At 60.8% G+C, this 17,115-nt stretch carries 15 protein-coding genes; 7 read left to right on the forward strand and 8 right to left on the reverse strand.

Annotated features, from left to right (window positions below; translation table 11 throughout):
• Positions 1 to 22: 22 nt before the first annotated feature.
• The gene (locus BS630_RS20305) at positions 23 to 862 is read right to left on the reverse strand and encodes an aldose 1-epimerase family protein (RefSeq protein ID WP_077978816.1); all 840 of its coding nucleotides are present in this window, start codon (positions 860 to 862) and stop codon (positions 23 to 25) included.
• A 356-nt stretch (positions 863 to 1,218) separates the two neighbouring features.
• On the opposite strand from BS630_RS20305, the gene BS630_RS20310 reads away from it, so the two are divergent.
• Positions 1,219 to 2,619: a L,D-transpeptidase gene (locus BS630_RS20310; protein ID WP_077978817.1), complete on the forward strand. Its 1,401-nt coding sequence runs from the start codon at positions 1,219 to 1,221 to the stop codon at positions 2,617 to 2,619.
• A gap of 71 nt (positions 2,620 to 2,690) precedes the next feature.
• On the opposite strand, the gene BS630_RS20315 is transcribed toward BS630_RS20310, so the two are convergent.
• From BS630_RS20315 to BS630_RS20340, 6 genes are all read right to left on the reverse strand, one after another.
• On the reverse strand, positions 2,691 to 3,404 hold the full coding sequence (locus BS630_RS20315; protein WP_077978818.1) for a ParA family protein: 714 nt from the start codon (positions 3,402 to 3,404) through the stop codon (positions 2,691 to 2,693).
• Between the two features lie 229 nt (positions 3,405 to 3,633).
• Entirely contained in the window at positions 3,634 to 4,785 is a 1,152-nt protein-coding gene (locus BS630_RS20320; RefSeq protein WP_077978819.1) for an iron-containing alcohol dehydrogenase, read from the reverse strand.
• Positions 4,782 to 6,167, reverse strand: a complete 1,386-nt coding sequence (locus BS630_RS20325; protein ID WP_077978820.1) for an aldehyde dehydrogenase family protein — start codon at positions 6,165 to 6,167, stop codon at positions 4,782 to 4,784. The genes BS630_RS20320 and BS630_RS20325 overlap by 4 nt, the downstream gene beginning before the upstream one ends.
• A 241-nt stretch (positions 6,168 to 6,408) precedes the next feature.
• The gene (locus BS630_RS20330; RefSeq protein ID WP_077978821.1) at positions 6,409 to 7,773 is read right to left on the reverse strand and encodes a glutamine synthetase family protein; all 1,365 of its coding nucleotides are present in this window, start codon (positions 7,771 to 7,773) and stop codon (positions 6,409 to 6,411) included.
• 146 nt (positions 7,774 to 7,919) lie between these two features.
• Positions 7,920 to 9,476 carry an amino acid permease gene (locus BS630_RS20335; protein ID WP_170268462.1) on the reverse strand — a complete coding sequence of 519 codons (1,557 nt, stop codon included), beginning with the start codon at positions 9,474 to 9,476 and terminating at the stop codon, positions 7,920 to 7,922.
• A 118-nt stretch (positions 9,477 to 9,594) separates the two neighbouring features.
• Entirely contained in the window at positions 9,595 to 10,365 is a 771-nt protein-coding gene (locus BS630_RS20340; RefSeq protein WP_077978823.1) for an N-formylglutamate amidohydrolase, read from the reverse strand.
• 177 nt (positions 10,366 to 10,542) lie between these two features.
• Between BS630_RS20340 and BS630_RS20345 the strand changes: the two genes are divergently transcribed.
• The 6 genes from BS630_RS20345 (at position 10,543) to BS630_RS20370 (ending at position 16,035) form a co-directional block, all read left to right on the forward strand.
• Complete coding sequence (locus tag BS630_RS20345) at positions 10,543 to 11,415, forward strand: MurR/RpiR family transcriptional regulator (protein WP_017961343.1); 873 nt, start codon at positions 10,543 to 10,545, stop codon at positions 11,413 to 11,415.
• A 191-nt stretch (positions 11,416 to 11,606) separates the two neighbouring features.
• A complete protein-coding gene (locus BS630_RS20350) occupies positions 11,607 to 12,710 on the forward strand; it encodes an ABC transporter substrate-binding protein (RefSeq protein ID WP_077978824.1) in 1,104 nt (367 codons plus the stop codon).
• A gap of 71 nt (positions 12,711 to 12,781) precedes the next feature.
• Positions 12,782 to 13,675, forward strand: coding sequence for an ABC transporter permease (locus tag BS630_RS20355; RefSeq protein WP_064652265.1), 894 nt, complete (start codon positions 12,782 to 12,784; stop codon positions 13,673 to 13,675).
• Entirely contained in the window at positions 13,672 to 14,460 is a 789-nt protein-coding gene (locus BS630_RS20360; RefSeq protein ID WP_077978825.1) for an ABC transporter permease, read from the forward strand. Before BS630_RS20355 ends, BS630_RS20360 begins: the two co-directional genes overlap by 4 nt.
• Before the next feature lie 12 nt (positions 14,461 to 14,472).
• Positions 14,473 to 15,534 (forward strand): ABC transporter ATP-binding protein, encoded by a 1,062-nt coding sequence (locus BS630_RS20365; RefSeq protein WP_025395358.1) that lies wholly within the window; start codon positions 14,473 to 14,475, stop codon positions 15,532 to 15,534.
• Positions 15,535 to 15,729: 195 nt separating this feature from the next.
• Positions 15,730 to 16,035 (forward strand): NIPSNAP family protein, encoded by a 306-nt coding sequence (locus BS630_RS20370; protein ID WP_077978826.1) that lies wholly within the window; start codon positions 15,730 to 15,732, stop codon positions 16,033 to 16,035.
• Between the two features lie 68 nt (positions 16,036 to 16,103).
• Here the strand turns inward: BS630_RS20370 and BS630_RS20375 are convergent, their stop codons facing one another.
• A complete protein-coding gene (locus BS630_RS20375) occupies positions 16,104 to 17,105 on the reverse strand; it encodes an ABC transporter ATP-binding protein (RefSeq protein WP_025395360.1) in 1,002 nt (333 codons plus the stop codon).
• Positions 17,106 to 17,115 lie beyond the last annotated feature (10 nt).

Raw genomic sequence — 17,115 nt, forward strand, 5'->3', positions numbered from 1 at the left:
GCCAGCGTCAACAACACTTCGCTCACAGGAAGGCAAAGGTCAGCGCATAGCGGCGGCTCTCGCCAGGCGCCAGCATTTTGAATTCACCGGCTGCCTCAAGCTCGTCACGCGATATCCAGCGATGCGAAACCGGCTCGATGCCGATGATATGGGCCGGCGCCTTCTGGTTCCGCCAGACCTGCAGATAGGGTAGCGTGTCGGCGCGGAAGCGCACGCGCAGCGTCCTGCCGCCGATTGCGGCGATCGGTCCGAGGCGGACCTCCGCGAAACCCGCCTCCGTCGCCGGCGCCGCGACGCAGAAGATGCCGCCAGGCTCTTCGCCGAAGGCCCAGGGGAAACCGCCATTTTCCAGCATCCGGCCTTCGAGCCGTGTGCCGTCGTCCAGCCATTTGCCGCCGGTGTTCATGTGATACATGAGGAAGGTCGGCACCGTCCGATCGCTCATATTGACGACCCGGTCCTCGAGCCGCACTTCGCCGGTCGCACCATCGATCCGCCACAGCCGCTCGAGGCGCTGCGGCAGTCCCTCGACGGTAGTGATGTCGATATCGGCCCGGCATTCGGCATTGCCGTTCTCGAACTTCGTCCACAGCACCTTTGCCGCATGACCGGAGGCCGATCCGTGCAGCGGATAGACGTTGCCGTCGTCCCGGCCGGGGATCGGCTGGCGGTGGCGGATATGGTCTGGCCCACAGGTGAACAGGAAACCCTCGAGCGAGTGATCGATTCGCGGGTCGCCGTCATCGGGAATGGCGCGTTTCGGGGCAATGTCAACGCCTTCGACGATGCATCCGCCGATATCCAGCACCGATGTTTCGTCCAGCATCAGGCGCGGCCCGCTTGCGGCGGCAAATTCTATCATCACGGTCTCCTCAGGGATTATCGACTCTTTAGCGCCGTGCGTCCTTCCGGACGCCACAAAGGACGCTCTAACTCTTTGAATCCTCCCATCGTCCTTTCCGAAATCGGTTCCGATTTCGGAAAGGACGATGCGCTAGCGTTAGGTTTCACGCCGCCATTCGTCAATCAGTGCGGCTCCTATCTTGTGTTTTTGCAGCAACCGTGAATTTTGCGGAACTGACACAAGGACGCAAACGTTTATGAGTAAAAGGAAATCTTAGTGATTTTCATATTTTGTTCAGCACGCTTTCATAAATTCCACACTAGCGTCAAAATTCGCAGGTGTGTGTCTGCCAGTCACTGATCGAGGTATGATACGTGGATCGCTTTTTGAAGTCGGCATTTTGTCTCGCGGCCGTCCTGGCTGCTCTTGCGGCTACAGCGCCGCAGGCAGGCGCGCAGCAGTTCCGCGATCGCCGCCAGAGCGATATCGTGCTTGTGACGCCGAGCGGCGAAATCCTCGACTATGTTCCAGCCGGCTATATCTACGCCCGCGACCGTAGCGGCAATCGCGTCTTGATCGACGACTATGGCAACGTCGTCGCCACCGAGATGCGCGCCCGCGGCTATTATCCGCCGCGGCCCGGCCCGCGCGAAGTCTATAACGACCAATACGGCAACGACCCCTATTATTCCGACAACAATCCCTATGGCGATACGCGTTATTCCGAGCGCGGCGCCGTCACCGGCGGCATACCGCGCGATGCCGCGATCGAGCGCCAGCCGCTCGGCGACCAGCCCTATCCCGAGGATAACAGCATCGGCAATCCGCAGCCCGGCGACGATTATGCCTCGATCGATCCCGACCAGCAGATCCCGCCCGCCGATCAGCCGATGGCCCCACCCGATGAACCTGTCATCACGCTGAACAACAAATCGAAGCCGGAGATCGTCGCATTGCAGGTCTTCCTCGACCGCGCCGGCGTCTCCCCCGGCGTCATCGACGGCCATATGGGTTCGAACGTCACCAAGGCGATCTTAGCCTACGATCAGATGACCGGCTCGAAGCTCGATCCGAACAACACCGACGCCATTCTGGAAGAGCTGCGCATGACCGGCGGGCTGCCCGTCGTCAGCTATACGATCACGCCGGCCGATGCGGCCGGCCCCTTCGTCGCCGCGATTCCGGAAGACTATTCGCATAAGGCGCTGCTGCCGTCGCTGGCTTACACCTCGACCACCGAGATGCTCGCCGAGCGTTTCCACATGGATGAGGCTTTCCTTAAGGAGATGAACCCCGGCGCCGACTTCACCGTTCCCGGCACCGTCATCAAGGTCGTCAATCCAGGCGAGCCGAAGAGCGGCGCGGTCGCCCGCATCATCGCCGACAAGGGCCGTAAGCAGGTCTTCGCTTATGACGGCGCCGGCAATCTGCTTGCCGCCTATCCGGCGTCGATCGGCTCCACCGATACCCCCTCTCCGTCAGGCACGGTCAACGTCGAGCGCGTCGCATTCAATCCCGGCTACACCTACAATCCGAAGATCAATTTCCAGCAGGGCGCCAATGACAAGATCCTCAATATTCCGCCCGGCCCGAACGGTCCCGTCGGCACCGTCTGGATGGCGCTTTCCAGGCCGACCTACGGCATCCATGGCACGCCCGAGCCCTCGAAGATCGGCCGCACCCAGAGCCACGGCTGCATCCGTCTGACCAACTGGGATGCCACCGAGCTTGCCAAGATGGTCAAGCCGGGAGTGACGGTCGAATTCGTCGACTGAAGTCATTCTCGCGATAACAACGACAAGGCCGCCGAATCGCTCCGGCGGCCTTGTCGTTTCATACGGAATATTCAGGCGGCGGAGCGGACCATCGGGCTTGTCACGCGGGCGGATGCCGTCAGCCTCACCGGCAGCTTGCGCATCATTTCCTCGGCAAAACAGGTAGCGTTTTCCCGGGCCTTGTCGAGATTGCTGACGCGTGTGGGATCGATCGTGTGCAGCGTACCGCCACAGTCGAAGATGTCGCGGAAGGCGGAGCGTTCGATAATAGCGGTATCGAGCACCGGCACATGCCGCTCGCTGAGTAGTGACTTGACGACTTGCAGCGCCCGCGTCGTTACCATCGAATTGACGCGGGTGAGCACCACCGAATGGCCGATCTTGATGCCAGCCTTCTCGTCCAGATACTGCAGCAGTTCGAGTACCTGCGCGCCGCCGCGCGCATCCATCGCGCAGCCCTGAATGGGAATCAGCACATGGTCGGAAAGGCCGACGGCGGTAGCAAGCAGCGGATTGCGCGCACCCGGCAGGTCGACGATGAAGTAGTCGGTATTGTGCTTGTTCTCGCTGATATGCAGCGGCAGAGACGCAGTCGTCACGAAATCGATCACCGAAACATTGGGCACATGACCTGATATTTCGTGCCAGCGCGAAATCCAGTGCTGCGGGTCGGCGTCGAGAATGGTGACGCGATAACCTTTGCGGGCAAGCTCGGTCGCGAGCAGCAGAACAGCGGTCGTTTTGCCGGCGCCGCCCTTGGTATTTGCGAATGTGATGACAGGCATGTTCGGTCCTCAGAAGGGATGGTGCGAGCTGGAATCGCTCTTTTACGCACCGTCGGAGCATCGTGCGGTTAATGCATCCTTTCTAATCATGGTTAACAAATTCGAAACACGCGCGGCGAAATTGCAGCCGGTATTTTTCACATCCCTAAAAATAGGGATGCCACCGAAACGTAAAAAGCCCGGAAAACCATGGTTTTCCGGGCCAGTCTGTAGGTCCGCTCTTATGTTGTCAGAAACAATCCCTGAACAGGGCCTTGGTATTTTCGAGTGTCATTGCAACCGGGTTGCCGCCGGCGCTCGGATCTTCGATCGCCATGGCCGACAATTCGTCGATGCGGTCGTCAGCGATTCCCATCGCCGACAGCGTCTCCGGCACGCCGAGTTCGGAGCGGAGCTTCAGCACATAATCGTAGAACCCGTCAAAACCGCCCGAAATGCCGAGATAGGCCGCGGCACGGCCGATCTTCTCCTCGATCGCCTTCCGGTTAAAACGCAGCACCGCCGGCATCACCACCGCATTGGTCATGCCGTGATGGGTGTTGTAGACCGCGCCGATCGGGTGCGACAGCGCGTGAATGGCGCCGAGCCCCTTCTGGAAGGCGACCGCGCCCATGGCAGCCGCCGCCATCATGTTGGCCCGGGCTTCGAGATCTGTGCCTTCCCGATAGGCGCGCGGCAGGAATTCCTTCACGAGCCGCATGCCTTCCAGCGCGATGCCGGCTGACATCGGGTGATAGAAGGGCGAGGAATAGGCCTCCAGGCAATGGGCGAAGGCATCCATGCCGGTGCCGGCGGTGATGATCTTCGGCATGCCGACCGTCAGTTCCGGATCTGAAATGACGACACCAGGCAGGAACCTCGGATGGAAGATGATCTTCTTCACATGCGTTTCGGAATTGGTGATGACGCTGGCGCGCCCGACTTCCGAACCGGTGCCTGCCGTTGTCGGCACCGCCACGATCGGGGCGATGCCCTCAAGGCTCGCACGTGTCCACCAGTCGCCGATATCTTCGAAGTCCCAGACCGGCCGCGTCTGGCCGGCCATGAAGGCGACGCACTTGCCGAGATCGAGGCCGGAGCCGCCGCCGAAGGCGACGACGCCGTCATGGCCGCCGTCCTTGAAGGCCCTGACGCCGGCTTCGAGGTTCTTCTCGTTCGGGTTCGGATCGACATCGGCAAAGATTGCGCGGCCGAGACCGGCATCTTCGAGGATATCGAGCGCAGTCTTGGTGATCGCCATCGAGGCAAGGCCACGGTCGGTGACGAGCAGCGGCTTCTTGATGCCGAGGCTTTTGCAGGCGTCGGCCACTTCCGCGATGCGGCCCCGACCGAGCTTGACCGATGTCGGATAGCTCCAGTTTGCGGTGATGTTGCTGCTCATGCTGTGACTTTCTTCAGATGGAAGGATTTCGGACGCGTCAGATTGTGGAAGCCGATGATCGACAGCGAGCCACCGCGGCCGGTTTCCTTGACACCGGTCCAGCACAGCGCCGGGTCGAGATAGTCGGCGCGGTTCATGAAAACGGTGCCGGTTTCGATCTCGCGGCCGAGCCGCCCTGCCCGCTCGGCATCCCTGGTCCATAGCGAGGCCGTCAGCCCGTACTGGCTGTCGTTCATCAAAGCGAGTGCCTCCTCGTCGCTCTTCACCTTCATGATGCCGACCGCCGGACCGAAAGTCTCTTCGCGCATGAAGGCCATGGAATGGTCGACATCGACAAGAATCTGCGGTGCGAGATAGGCGCCGCCGTCATCCTGGGGGAAAAGTTTGGGATCGACAAGCGCTTTGGCGCCCTTCGAAATCGCATCGGCGATCTGCTCGCGCACCACCTTCGCGAAGCGCTTATGCGCCATCGGCCCGAGCGAGGTTTCCGGATCGAGCGGATTGCCGAGCTTGTAGTTCGACACCCAGGCAACCGATTTTTCGACGAAGGCGTCATAGAGCGATTCATGCACGTAGATGCGCTCGATGCCGCAGCAGCACTGGCCGGAATTATAGGTCGCGCCGTCCATCAGCGTGTCGACGGCCGCCTCGAGATCGGCGTCCTCCATGACATAACCCGGATCCTTGCCGCCAAGTTCGAGGCCGAGGCCGGTGAAGGTGCCGGCAGCCGCCCGCTCCATCGAGCGCCCGCCCTCGACCGATCCGGTGAAGTTGACGAAATTGAAGCTGCCGGCGGCAATCAGCGCCGATGTCGTTTCATGATCGAGGAAGACGTTCTGGAACACATCCTCGGGAACGCCGGCCTCGGTGAAGGCCTGCACCAGCCGCTCGCCGACCAGCAGCGTCTGCGAGGCATGTTTCAGCACCACCGTATTGCCGGCCATCAGTGCCGGCGCGATCGTATTGATCGCCGTCATATACGGATAGTTCCACGGCGCGACGACGAAGACGACGCCATGCGCTTCGCGCTCGATGCGCCGCTCGAAACGATCGCTCTCCTCGACGACAACAGGCGCCAGCGCATCCGCCGCGATCGAAGCGACATAGTTGGAACGCTCGTTGAAGCCCTTGTATTCGCCGCCATACTTGACCGGCCGGCCCATCTGCCAGCCAAGCTCCGGCACGACGACGTCGGACATTTCGTTCAGCCGCGCAGCACCCTTCAGCACCAGCTGCACACGCTCTTCGAGCGGCCGTTTCGCCCAGGCCTTCTGCGCCTTGCGGGCGCGCGCCACGACATCCTTGGCGGCATCGAGAGAAAGGGCTGCGCGCTCGGCATAGACCGACCCGTCAACCGGTGAAATGCATTGGATCATTGCCATGATCTGTTCCTGTCCTCGTATCTTCAAAATTTGAGTGAGGCCGTGGCCCCTCATCCGCCTGCCGGCACCTTCTCCCCGTAAACGGGGCGAAGGGGATATGCCGCACCGGCTTTCCCAACATCGACGCTGCGTTTGGCACGTCCCCTCTCCCCGTTTTTACGGGGGTCCGTAGGACGGGTCGAGACCAGTGGCTCGACCCCGGCAAGGTTAGGGTGAGGGGCAAGCAAATCGCAAATGCCTATTAAGCTCTTTCGAAACCGCGCGCCACTTCCCAGTCGGTGATGCGGCGGTCGTATTCTTCCTGCTCCCATTCGGCAGCGCGGGTGTAATGGTCGATCACGTCGTCGCCGAAGGCTTTGCGCAGCATTGCCGATTCCGTCATTTCAGTAGAGGCCGCGCGCAGCGTGCGCGGGATCTCGCGGACGCCCTTGCCGCCATAGGCGTCGCCGACGAAGGGCGCTTCGAGTTCGAGCTTGTTCTCGATGCCGTCAATGCCGGCGGCAAGCAGCGCGGCGAAGGCGAGATAGGGATTGAGATCGGAGCCGCCGACGCGGCACTCGATACGGATTCCCTTGGTCTCCTCGCCGCAGAGCCGGTAGCCGGCAGTGCGGTTGTCCTTGCTCCAGATCGCCTTGGTCGGCGCAAACGTGCCGGCCATGAAGCGCTTGTAGGAGTTGATGTAGGGCGCCAGGAAATAGGTGATCTCGCTCGCATGGGCGAGAAGTCCGGCGACATAATTGTGCATCAGCGGCGACATGCCGTATTTGCCGGTATGGTCGAAGAACAGCGGCTTTTCCTCCAGGCTCCAGAGCGACTGGTGGATATGCGAGGAACTGCCGGCGGCATTGTAATTCCACTTGGCGAGGAATGTGATGGCCTTGCCCTTCGACCAGGCGATCTCCTTGCAGCCGTTCTTGATGATCGCATGCCGGTCGGCCATGGCGAGCGCATCGGCGTAGCGCACGTTGATCTCCTCCTGGCCGGCCGACGCCTCGCCCTTGGAGTTCTCGACCGGAATGCCGGCGCCCTGCAGCCCGGTGCGGATCGCCCGCATCACCTCTTCCTCCTTGGTGGTCTGGAAGATGTGGTAGTCCTCGTTATAGGCGCTGGCGAGCTTAAGATTGCGGTAGCCAGAAGCCTGCGCCGACTCGTAGGTCTGGTCGAACAGGAAGAATTCGAGCTCGGAGGCCATATAGGCCTTCATGCCCATATCCTCGAGGCGCTTCACCTGCTTCTTCAGGATCGCGCGTGGAGAATGGGCGACCTCCTCATGCGTGTGATGATCGAGCATGTCGCACAGCACCAGCGCCGTGCCTTCGAGCCAGGGAATGCGACGCAACGTTGCAAGATCCGGCTTCATCGTGTAGTCGCCGTAACCCTTCTCCCAGCTCGTCGCCTTATAGCCGGAAACGGTCTCCATTTCCATGTCGGTGGCGATCAGGTAGTTGCAGCTGTGCGTTTCCTTCCACGCACTCTCGACGAAATATTCCGCCTGGAAACGCTTGCCCATCAGCCGGCCCTGCATATCCACCTGGCAGGCCAGAACCGTGTCGATGCGCCCTTCGGCAACATCCTTTCTGAGATCGTCGATTGTGTAGCTGCTCATGATTGATCCGCCTGAACTGGGATTGAAAAATCGGGCCAACGAAATCGCATGCGCTCGGCCGGACTTTGCGGCCCGATGCCTTTTCGTTGAACCGGTGATGGGGCCGCAGGATGCGGCCCCGCCATTTGAGAGGGAAGCCTCGAGACTTACTTTTCGCCGCTCTCGCCGACTGCTGCTTCGGCGGCCGCGATCTCGGCTTGGCGCTTCGCCACTTCGGCGCCGATCGGCGGTCCCTTGAAGCGCCGGCTCTCGAAGCCGAACCAGACGATGCCGGTGACCACGAGGAAACCGACGGTGATATAGAGCGCCCATTCGTTCGGCGGCTGGATGCCGAGAATGAAGATCAGGATCATCGCCAGGATCGACAAGCCTGCAAACAGCTTGAACATGCCTTCACCGAGGTTCCACGGGCCCATCTTATCCCACTTCGACGTACCCCAGGCGAAGAGGCCGAGGGCGATCGGGATTGCGAAGGAGAAGAACAGGAAGATGACGGTGCACGAGACGACGATCGTATAGACCGGCGTGTCGCCGATCGAAACCAGCGACGAACCCCAGACGAACAGGACCGACAGGATCGAGCCGGTCCATATCGCAGCTACCGGCGTGCGGTACTGCGGGCTGACCTTCGACAGTGCTTTCGATGCCGGCAGACCACCGTCACGCGAGAAGGCGAAGATCATGCGCGAGACCGAGGTGACGGTCGCAAGGCCGCAGAGCCACTGGCAGACAAGGATGGCAAGATAGAGAATGTCCTTGACGATCGGGTTCACCTGGCTGTCCATCGCCCAGAAAAACACGTTCCAGCCCTGCTTCGCCGCATCGTCCATATTCGGCAGCATCAGGACGAAAGAGCACAGCATGATGTAGCCGAAAAGCGCCGACCAGAGCACCGAGGCGACCATGCCGCGCGGAACCGAATGGGCGGCCTTGACCGTCTCTTCCGACGTATGCGCCGAGGCATCATAGCCGGTGATGGTGTAGATCGGCAGCAGCAGGCCGAGAAGGAAGACCCAGGCGCCTGAGGTGGTCGGCCAGACATTGCCGCCGACTTCGCCGGAATAGTTGGCGAAGGTGAAGAGGCGGCCGATCTCGTAGGAGGGCGCCGCGGCGAGGCAGACGACTGCCAGCGCGATCGAGGTCGCGAAGATGAGATAACCCGAGAAATCGGTCAGCTTCGCGGTCAGTCCGATGCCCATGTGATTTACGAGCGCCTGCGCACCGGTGATGATTACGAGGAAGATGATGCGCACCGTCGTCGAGTCGGTCAGCCCCAGATAGGTCGTGCCCAACGAACCCATGAAGAAATAGTAGGTGCCGACATTGATGGCGCCAAGTACGGTGACGAGACCGAGCAGGTTGAACCAGGCGGTCAGCCAGCCGGTGAAGCGGTTGCCGAGGATCGAACCCCAGTGATAGAGACCGCCGGCCGTCGGGTAGGCCGAGCTAATCTGCGCCATGGCGACGGCGAAGACGAGCGAGATGAAGCAGCCGAGCGGCCAGCCGATGCCGATTGCCGCCCCGCCGGCGCCGGAGGTCGCTTGCGCCAGTGAATTGATGCCGCCGGAAAGGATGCAAATAATGGAGAATGAGACGGCGAAATTCGAGAATGAACTCATTCGCCGTTCGAGTTCCTGGGCGTAGCCCATGGAATGCAGGATGTGCACATCCTGCTTCTTGTCCAGTTCGGTATAGTCCGACATGACTTCCCCCTGTTCACGATCGGCCGCGGGATTGCGGGCCGATTCAGTGCCAATTGCCCGCGGCATTTGCGCCATGCAGACGTTCGCAGTTAGACTGCTCCCTCGGGTCTTCTTTTTATCAGGCGTCCAGACTTTGCTGGAGCAGCCCTTTTAGATAGTCAGCCATGACCCCTTGGCCGCTATCGTCTGCGATGAGGTCGTTGCGGACCTCGATCATCACATTGCGCAAGCCGTTCGAAAGCCCGTGCAGGATCAGCGTGTGGGTCACGCCGTCCTCGGGTCCGTAGGGCTCGTTGCGTTCCGTCCTGTAAAGCGGCGCCTCGGCCGCTGCCCTCAGCATAAGGTCGGCGAGCCGGCTATCCTCATCGTGCAATATGCCGAGTTCGACGGCGCGTTCGCGGCCGTGATAGACCGGCGTGAAGCTGTGCATCGTCACGATGATGCTGTCCTGCCCCCTAGCCCGGCGATCACGGATCAGCCCGCGGATGGCGTCGTGGAAAGGCACGTAAAGCGAGTCGGTGCGCGCAAGCCGTTCTTCCGGGCTCAACTCCCTGTTGCCGGGAATGGCGTAGATCTCGCTGGTCTCCGGCATCGCGCCGGGTGAACTGGGCGGCCGGTTGCAGTCATAGATAAGCCGCGAGAACCGCTGGTAAACGACCGTCGCGTCGAGCGCTTCCGATATGCTGCGGGCGACCGCAAGCGCGCCTGGATCCCAGGCAATGTGACTGGAGAGCGCTTCGCTGGGCAGGCCGAGATCGCCGTAAACGACTGGAAGCGCATTCGAAGCGTGCTCGCAGATCAGAAGCACCGGGCTCCGGCCGTGGATACGTTCGATCCCGACGCAGTCACCGTCCGCTTCACTGAGGATTTTCGGCCGGGCCAGCACCAAAGGCGCCACTCCTATCCCTTAACAAATTCTTGATGAAGAAAAGAATTCTTCAGGTTTCAGCCTGTGTCAAGCGTCGACTGAAAATTTCTTTTCATGACAGTGGTTGACATGGATTATGACAGCGTTGTTAACTTTGAGTGGGAAAGTGGCGCCAGACCATCCCGGGGAGCATATTAAGTGACAGTTGCGTCGAAGACGGTTTCGGACGTCATACACTCGCATTTGGGGGTGTTAACGCGTGCCGAGAAGCAGCTGGCTGAAAGCCTGCTCGACAATTATCCGGTCTCCGGCCTCGGCAGCATCACCACGATCGCCGAGAACGCCGGCGTCTCGACGCCGACCGTCGTGCGCATGGTGCAGAAGCTTGGCTTTAAGGGCTATCCGGACTTTCAGGCGCATCTGCATCAGGAAGTCGAGGCGACGATCTCGAACCCGATCGCCAAGCACGACCGCTGGGCGCAGAACGCACCAGGCACCCATATTCTCAACCGTTTCGCCGATGCCATCATGGGCAACCTGCGCCAGACGCTGACCGATCTCGACACCGCGACGTTCGACAGCGTCGCCGCGTTGCTCTCCGACCGCAAGCGCGGCCTTTATTTCGTCGGCGGCCGCATCACCGGCGCGCTTGCCGAGTATTTCTTCACCCATATGCAGGTGATCCGGCCGGCAACGACGCTGCTATCGTCGAATTCCAGCAGCTGGCCGCAATATGTCCTCAACATGAATGCCGGCGACATCCTGATCATCTTCGACATCCGCCGCTATGAGCAGGAGATGGTGAGCCTTGCGACCGCCGCCCGCAAACGCGGTGCCGAAATCATCGTCTTCACCGACCAGTGGGGTTCGCCGGCCGCCAAGCTCGCCAGGCATGCCTTCCGCGTCCGGATCGAGGCGCCGTCGGCCTGGGATTCCTCCGTCGTCACCCTTTTCATCGTCGAAGCGCTGATCGAGGCCGTTCAGAATTCGACCTGGGACGAGACGAAAGAGCGCATGAAGACACTGGAAGGCCTGTTCGAGCAGACCAGGCTTTTCCGTAAACCGGGTTAGGAGGACAAGACTAAAACAGAAGAAAAACAATGGCGGACTTTTCGCGGAAACAGACGGCGTTGTCGCAAATAAAACATTTGTCGCAACCCCCGCTATTCACAGCAGAATTAACGTCATCGAACCGTCACACAAGCTTCATGTAATCTCATTAACAGCATCGCCAGACACTGAAAACCCGAAGGAGAACAACAGTGATCTCTAACATTTCTCGACTTCTGTCGCTTTCTACTGCGATGATCGTGGCCTCGACCGCGATTGCCGCCGCCGAGCCGAGCGCTGAACTTATCGCCGCCGCCAAAAAAGAAGGAAGCCTGACGACGATCGCTCTGCCGCACAGCTGGTGCGGCTATGGCGACGTCATTGCCGGCTTCAAGGCCAAGTACGGCCTCGAGGTCAACGAACTGAACCCGGATGCAAGTTCGGGCGACGAAATCGAAGCCATCAAGGCCAACAAGGGCAACACCGGCCCGCAGGCTCCCGACGTCATCGACGTCGGCCTCTCTTTCGGCCCGTCTGCCAAGAAAGACGGCCTGATCCAGCCTTATAAGGTCTCCACCTGGGATTCCATTCCGGATACCGCCAAGGATGCTGAAGGCTACTGGTACGGCGACTATTACGGCGTTCTCGCGCTCCTGGTGAACAAGGATCTCGTCAAGGAATCGCCGACTGACTGGGCCGACCTGAAGAAGAGCGACTATGCAAACAGCGTCGCCCTCGCAGGCGATCCGCGCAGCGCCAACCAGGCTGTCCAGGGCGTCTACGCCGCTGGTCTTTCCGCATCCGGCGGCGACGCTGCCAAGGCAGCCGAGGAAGGCCTGAAGTACTTCGCCGAACTGAACAAGAGCGGCAATTTCGTGCCGGTCGTCGGCAAGGCTGCTCCCTTCGCGCAGGGCTCCACGCCGATCGTCATCGCGTGGGACTACAACGCCCTCTCGTGGGGAGAAGGCCTGAAGGGCAATCCTCCGTTCGAGGTCGTCGTTCCGAAGACCGGCGTCGTAGCCGGCGTCTACGTTCAGGCGATCTCCGCCTTCGCTCCGCATCCGAACGCTGCCAAGCTATGGATGGAATATCTCTATTCCGACGAAGGTCAGCTCGGCTGGCTGAAGGGCTATTGCCATCCGATCCGCTTCAACGATCTTGCCAAGAACAACAAGATCCCGAAGGAACTGCTCGACAAGCTGCCGCCGGCAGCAGCCTATGAAAAGGCTGTCTTCCCGACGCTGGAAGAGCAGGCCGCCGGCAAGGAAACAATCACCAAGAACTGGGATTCCGTCGTCGGCGCCAACGTTCAGTAAACTTTGATCCTGCCTCCCCGCCGCAAGGCGGGGAGGTTTTCTCACTCCGACGCCCCAGGATGAGCTTTTCCATGAGCACCGTTTCAACGCCGATGGCGAGCAGTGCCCCCTTGATCAACAAAGACCGCGTGATCGACTGGCTGGGCATCGCACCCTTCATTATTTTCTCGCTGCTATTCCTGATCATCCCCACGCTTTATCTCGTGGTGGGCGCGTTCCTGACGCCCGAGGGCGATTTCACGCTGAAGAATATCGGCGATCTTTTTACGCCATCGATCATGAGCGCTTACTGGATCAGTATCCGCGTCTCGGTCGCCTCCGCCCTCGGCGGCGCGCTGATCGGATTTTTCCTTGCCTGGGCCGTCGTGCTCGGTGGCCTGCCCGCCTCCGTGCGCTCGACACTGCTCACCTTCTCCGGCGTCGCCTCGAATTTTGCCGGCGTGCCGCTCGCCTTCGCCTTCCTCGCAACGCTGGGCCGCACCGGCCTTGTGACGATCTTCCTGCGCGAATGGTTCGGTTTCAATCTCTATGGCACCGGCTTCAACCTGCTGTCCTTCTTCGGCCTCACCATCACCTACATGTATTTTCAGATTCCGCTGATGGTGCTGATCCTGACGCCGGCCCTCGACGGCATGAAGAAGGAATGGCGCGAAGCATCCCAGATTCTCGGCGCCACCAACCGCCAATACTGGACGATGGTCGCGCTGCCGATCCTCTGGCCGAGCCTGCTCGGTACGACGCTGCTGCTTTTCGCCAATGCCTTCGGCGCCATCGCCACAGCCTTTGCGCTGACCGGCAGCTCGCTGAACATCGTGCCGATCCTGCTTTATGCGCAGATCCGCGGCGATGTTCTGCATAATGCCAACCTCGGTTACGCCATCGCGCTCGGCATGATCGTCATCACCGGCGTCTCCAACGTCCTTTACCTCCTGCTGCGCATGCGCGCCGAACGGTGGCAGAAATGAAAGCTCAACGTCTCGGAGCCTGGATCGCCATCATTCTCGGCGCGTCCTACTTCATCATCCCGCTGATCGGCACAATCGAGTTTTCGCTGCGCATGCGCCGCGGCGAATACAGCCTCGACGCCTATCAATCGGTCTTCTCGGACATTCAGTTCCGCGAGACCTTCGGCTATTCCATGCTGATGGCGCTGCTGACCATCGTCTTCGGCATGCTGCTCGTCGTGCCAACGGCCTATTGGGTGCGGCTGCGCCTGCCGCAGATGCGCCCCGTCGTCGAATTCATCACGCTGCTGCCGCTTGTGATTCCGGCGATCGTCATCGTCTTCGGTTACCTCAGGATGTACAATTCGTCGTCCTACCTGCCGCTGACGGGTTCAACGACGGGCACCAACATCCTGCTGGTCTTTTCCTATATCACCCTGTCCCTCCCCTACATGTACCGCGCCGTCGATACCGCCATGCGCGCCATCGACGTCCGCACGCTGACGGAGGCGGCCGAAAGCCTCGGCGCCCGCTGGACGACCATCATGTTCAAGTGCATTTTCCCGAACGTCATGAGCGGCGTGCTCTCAGGCGCCTTTATCACGCTCGCGATCGTCATGGGCGAATTCACCTTTGCCGCACTGCTCAACCGTCCGGCCTTCGGTCCCTACCTGCAGCTCGTCGGCGCCAACAAGGCCTATGAGCCTTCGGCGCTTGCCGTCATCGCCTTCTCGATCACCTGGCTCAGCATGGGCCTGCTCAACCTCGTTTCCCGCGTCGGCAAAGCCCGCCCGGCAAAGGCTTAAGGTATCTGGCTCATGTCCTTTCTCACACTGACCAACATTCAGAAATCCTTCGGCCCAGTGCAGGTCGTCAAGAACTTCAACATGACGATCGAAAAGGGTGAGTTCGTCTCCTTCCTCGGACCGTCGGGCTGCGGCAAGACGACCGTCCTGCGCATGATCGCCGGCTTCGAAACGCCGACCGGCGGCACGCTGACCATCAACGGCAAGGATCAGAGCTCGCTGAAGCCGAACCAGCGCAATATCGGCATGGTCTTCCAGGCCTACGCGCTGTTCCCCAATATGACCGTGCATGACAACGTCGCCTTCGGCCTCAAGGTCGCCGGCGCCCCGAAGCCTCAGATCGACGCCCGCGTCAAGGAAATGCTTGGCCTGATCAAGCTCGATCATCTGGCCGACCGCTTCCCCTATCAACTATCGGGCGGCCAGCAGCAGCGTGTCGCCCTTGCGCGCGCGCTTGCCGTCAAGCCGCAGGTGCTGTTGCTCGACGAGCCGCTCTCCGCGCTCGACGCCAAGATCCGCGTCTCGCTGCGCGAGGAAATTCGCCAGATCCAGCAGCAGCTCGGCATCACCACGGTCTTCGTCACCCATGATCAGGAAGAAGCCCTGTCGATCTCCGACCGCATCGTCGTCATGAATGCCGGCAAGGCCGACCAGATCGGTTCGCCCTTCGAGATCTACAACACGCCGGCGACGCGCTTCGTCGCCTCCTTCGTCGGCACGCTGAACCTCATCGAAGCCAAGGTCGTCGATCCCGACAGCAACCGCATCCAGATCGGTGATCAGGGCATAACGCTGAAGCAGTCGGTGGCCGCTCACAAGACTGGCGAAACCATCTCGCTGGCCCTGCGCCCGGAAGCCGGCTCGCTCTCCGACAGCGTCAAGAGCGACACGGCGCTCACCGGCCAGGTCGTTTCGGCCCACTTCCTGGGGTCGGTCATCCGCACGCGCATGAATGTCGGCGGCAACGTCATCTCCTTCGACATGTTCAACAGCCCGGGCACCACCCCGCCGAAGGCCGGCGAAACGGTGACGCTGCGCTTCATGGCGGCCGACCTGCTGATCATCCGCGACTGACTTCGCCAATCCCACTCATGCAAAAGGCGCCGCGAAAACGGCGCCCTTTTCATTTCAGCTCTTCCGACCCGTCAGTAATCGTGATGCAGCCATCACCTTAAGGCGCTTGAACTCTCCGAGGCGGTGCCGGAAGTTGAACAAACGAAATGGCCCGGGTAGGCCTCCGCCTGGCATTTTACGAAATGGAATATTTCAATGATTAGCTGCCACCTGCGCTATGTGATCGATCCGTGCAAGCTTGCCGAATTCGAGCAATATGCCCGGCTCTGGATTCCGATCGTCAACAGGATGGGCGGCACCCATCACGGTTATTTCCTGCCATCCGAAGGCGCCAACAACATTGCCGTTGCATTGTTTTCCTTTCCGAGCCTTGCCGCCTACGAGGACTATCGCACACGCATGGCAAGCGATCCGGAATGTCAGGCGGCTTTCGAACTCGACAAACGCAACCGCAGTATCGTCAGCTATGAACGCAGCTTCATGCGGCCTCTGCTCGGCTGATCAAACCCGCGCACGCCGACTGTAAATGAAAAGTCCTGCCGCTGGGGCTTTTCCGTTCTGTCATGCGCTTAACGGATCGCCTGGTCGTCGACATCGAAACGATGCACGTGCGCCTGGTCCGGCGTCGCATAGACGATCTCGTCCGGCTCGTACTGATGCTCGCCAAACAGACGTGCGGTCAGCAGGCCGCACTGGTCGGATTCCAGATAGATGATCGTGTCGGCGCCGAGATGCTCGACATGCACGACCTTCGCAGCCCAGGTCCCCTGGTCGCGCGACAACGTCAGGTGTTCGGGACGCACGCCGATCGTCTTGGCGCTGTGGTCGCCGACCTTCTCGGCCGCGATGAAATTCATCTGCGGAGAGCCGATGAAGCCGGCGACGAAGACATTGGCCGGTCGTTTGTAGAGTTCCATCGGCGAACCGATCTGCTCGATCGCGCCGGCATTCAGCACCACGATCTTGTCGGCAAGCGTCATCGCCTCGACCTGGTCATGGGTGACATAGATCATCGTTGCCTTCAGGCTGCGGTGCAGCCGGGCGATTTCGAGGCGGGTCTGGACGCGCAGCGCCGCATCGAGGTTCGACAGCGGCTCGTCGAACAGGAAGAGTTCCGGTTCGCGCACGATGGCGCGGCCGATGGCGACGCGCTGGCGCTGGCCGCCAGAGAGCTCGGCCGGCCGGCGCGCCAGATAGGGTTGCAGCGAAAGCATGCCGGATGCCTTGCCGACACGCTTGTCGATCTCATCCTTGGCGGTACCGGCCTGCTTGAGCCCGAGCCCCATATTGTCCTTGACCGTCAGATGCGGATAGAGCGCGTAGGACTGGAACACCATGGCGATGCCGCGCTTGGCCGGCGGCGTCAGAGTCTCATCGCGACCATTGATGACGACGGCGCCCGATGTGACGTCTTCGAGGCCTGCAATGCTGCGCAGCAGCGTCGATTTCCCGCAGCCCGACGGCCCGACGAAGATGACGAATTCGCCGTCCTTGACCTCAAGGTCGATGCCTTTCAGCACCTCATGCGTGCCATAGGTCTTGCGGATGGATTTGAGTTGAAGCGATCCCACGGCTCTTTCC

The sequence above is a fragment of the Rhizobium laguerreae genome, assembly GCF_002008165.1.
Taxonomy (GTDB): Bacteria; Pseudomonadota; Alphaproteobacteria; order Rhizobiales; family Rhizobiaceae; genus Rhizobium; species Rhizobium laguerreae.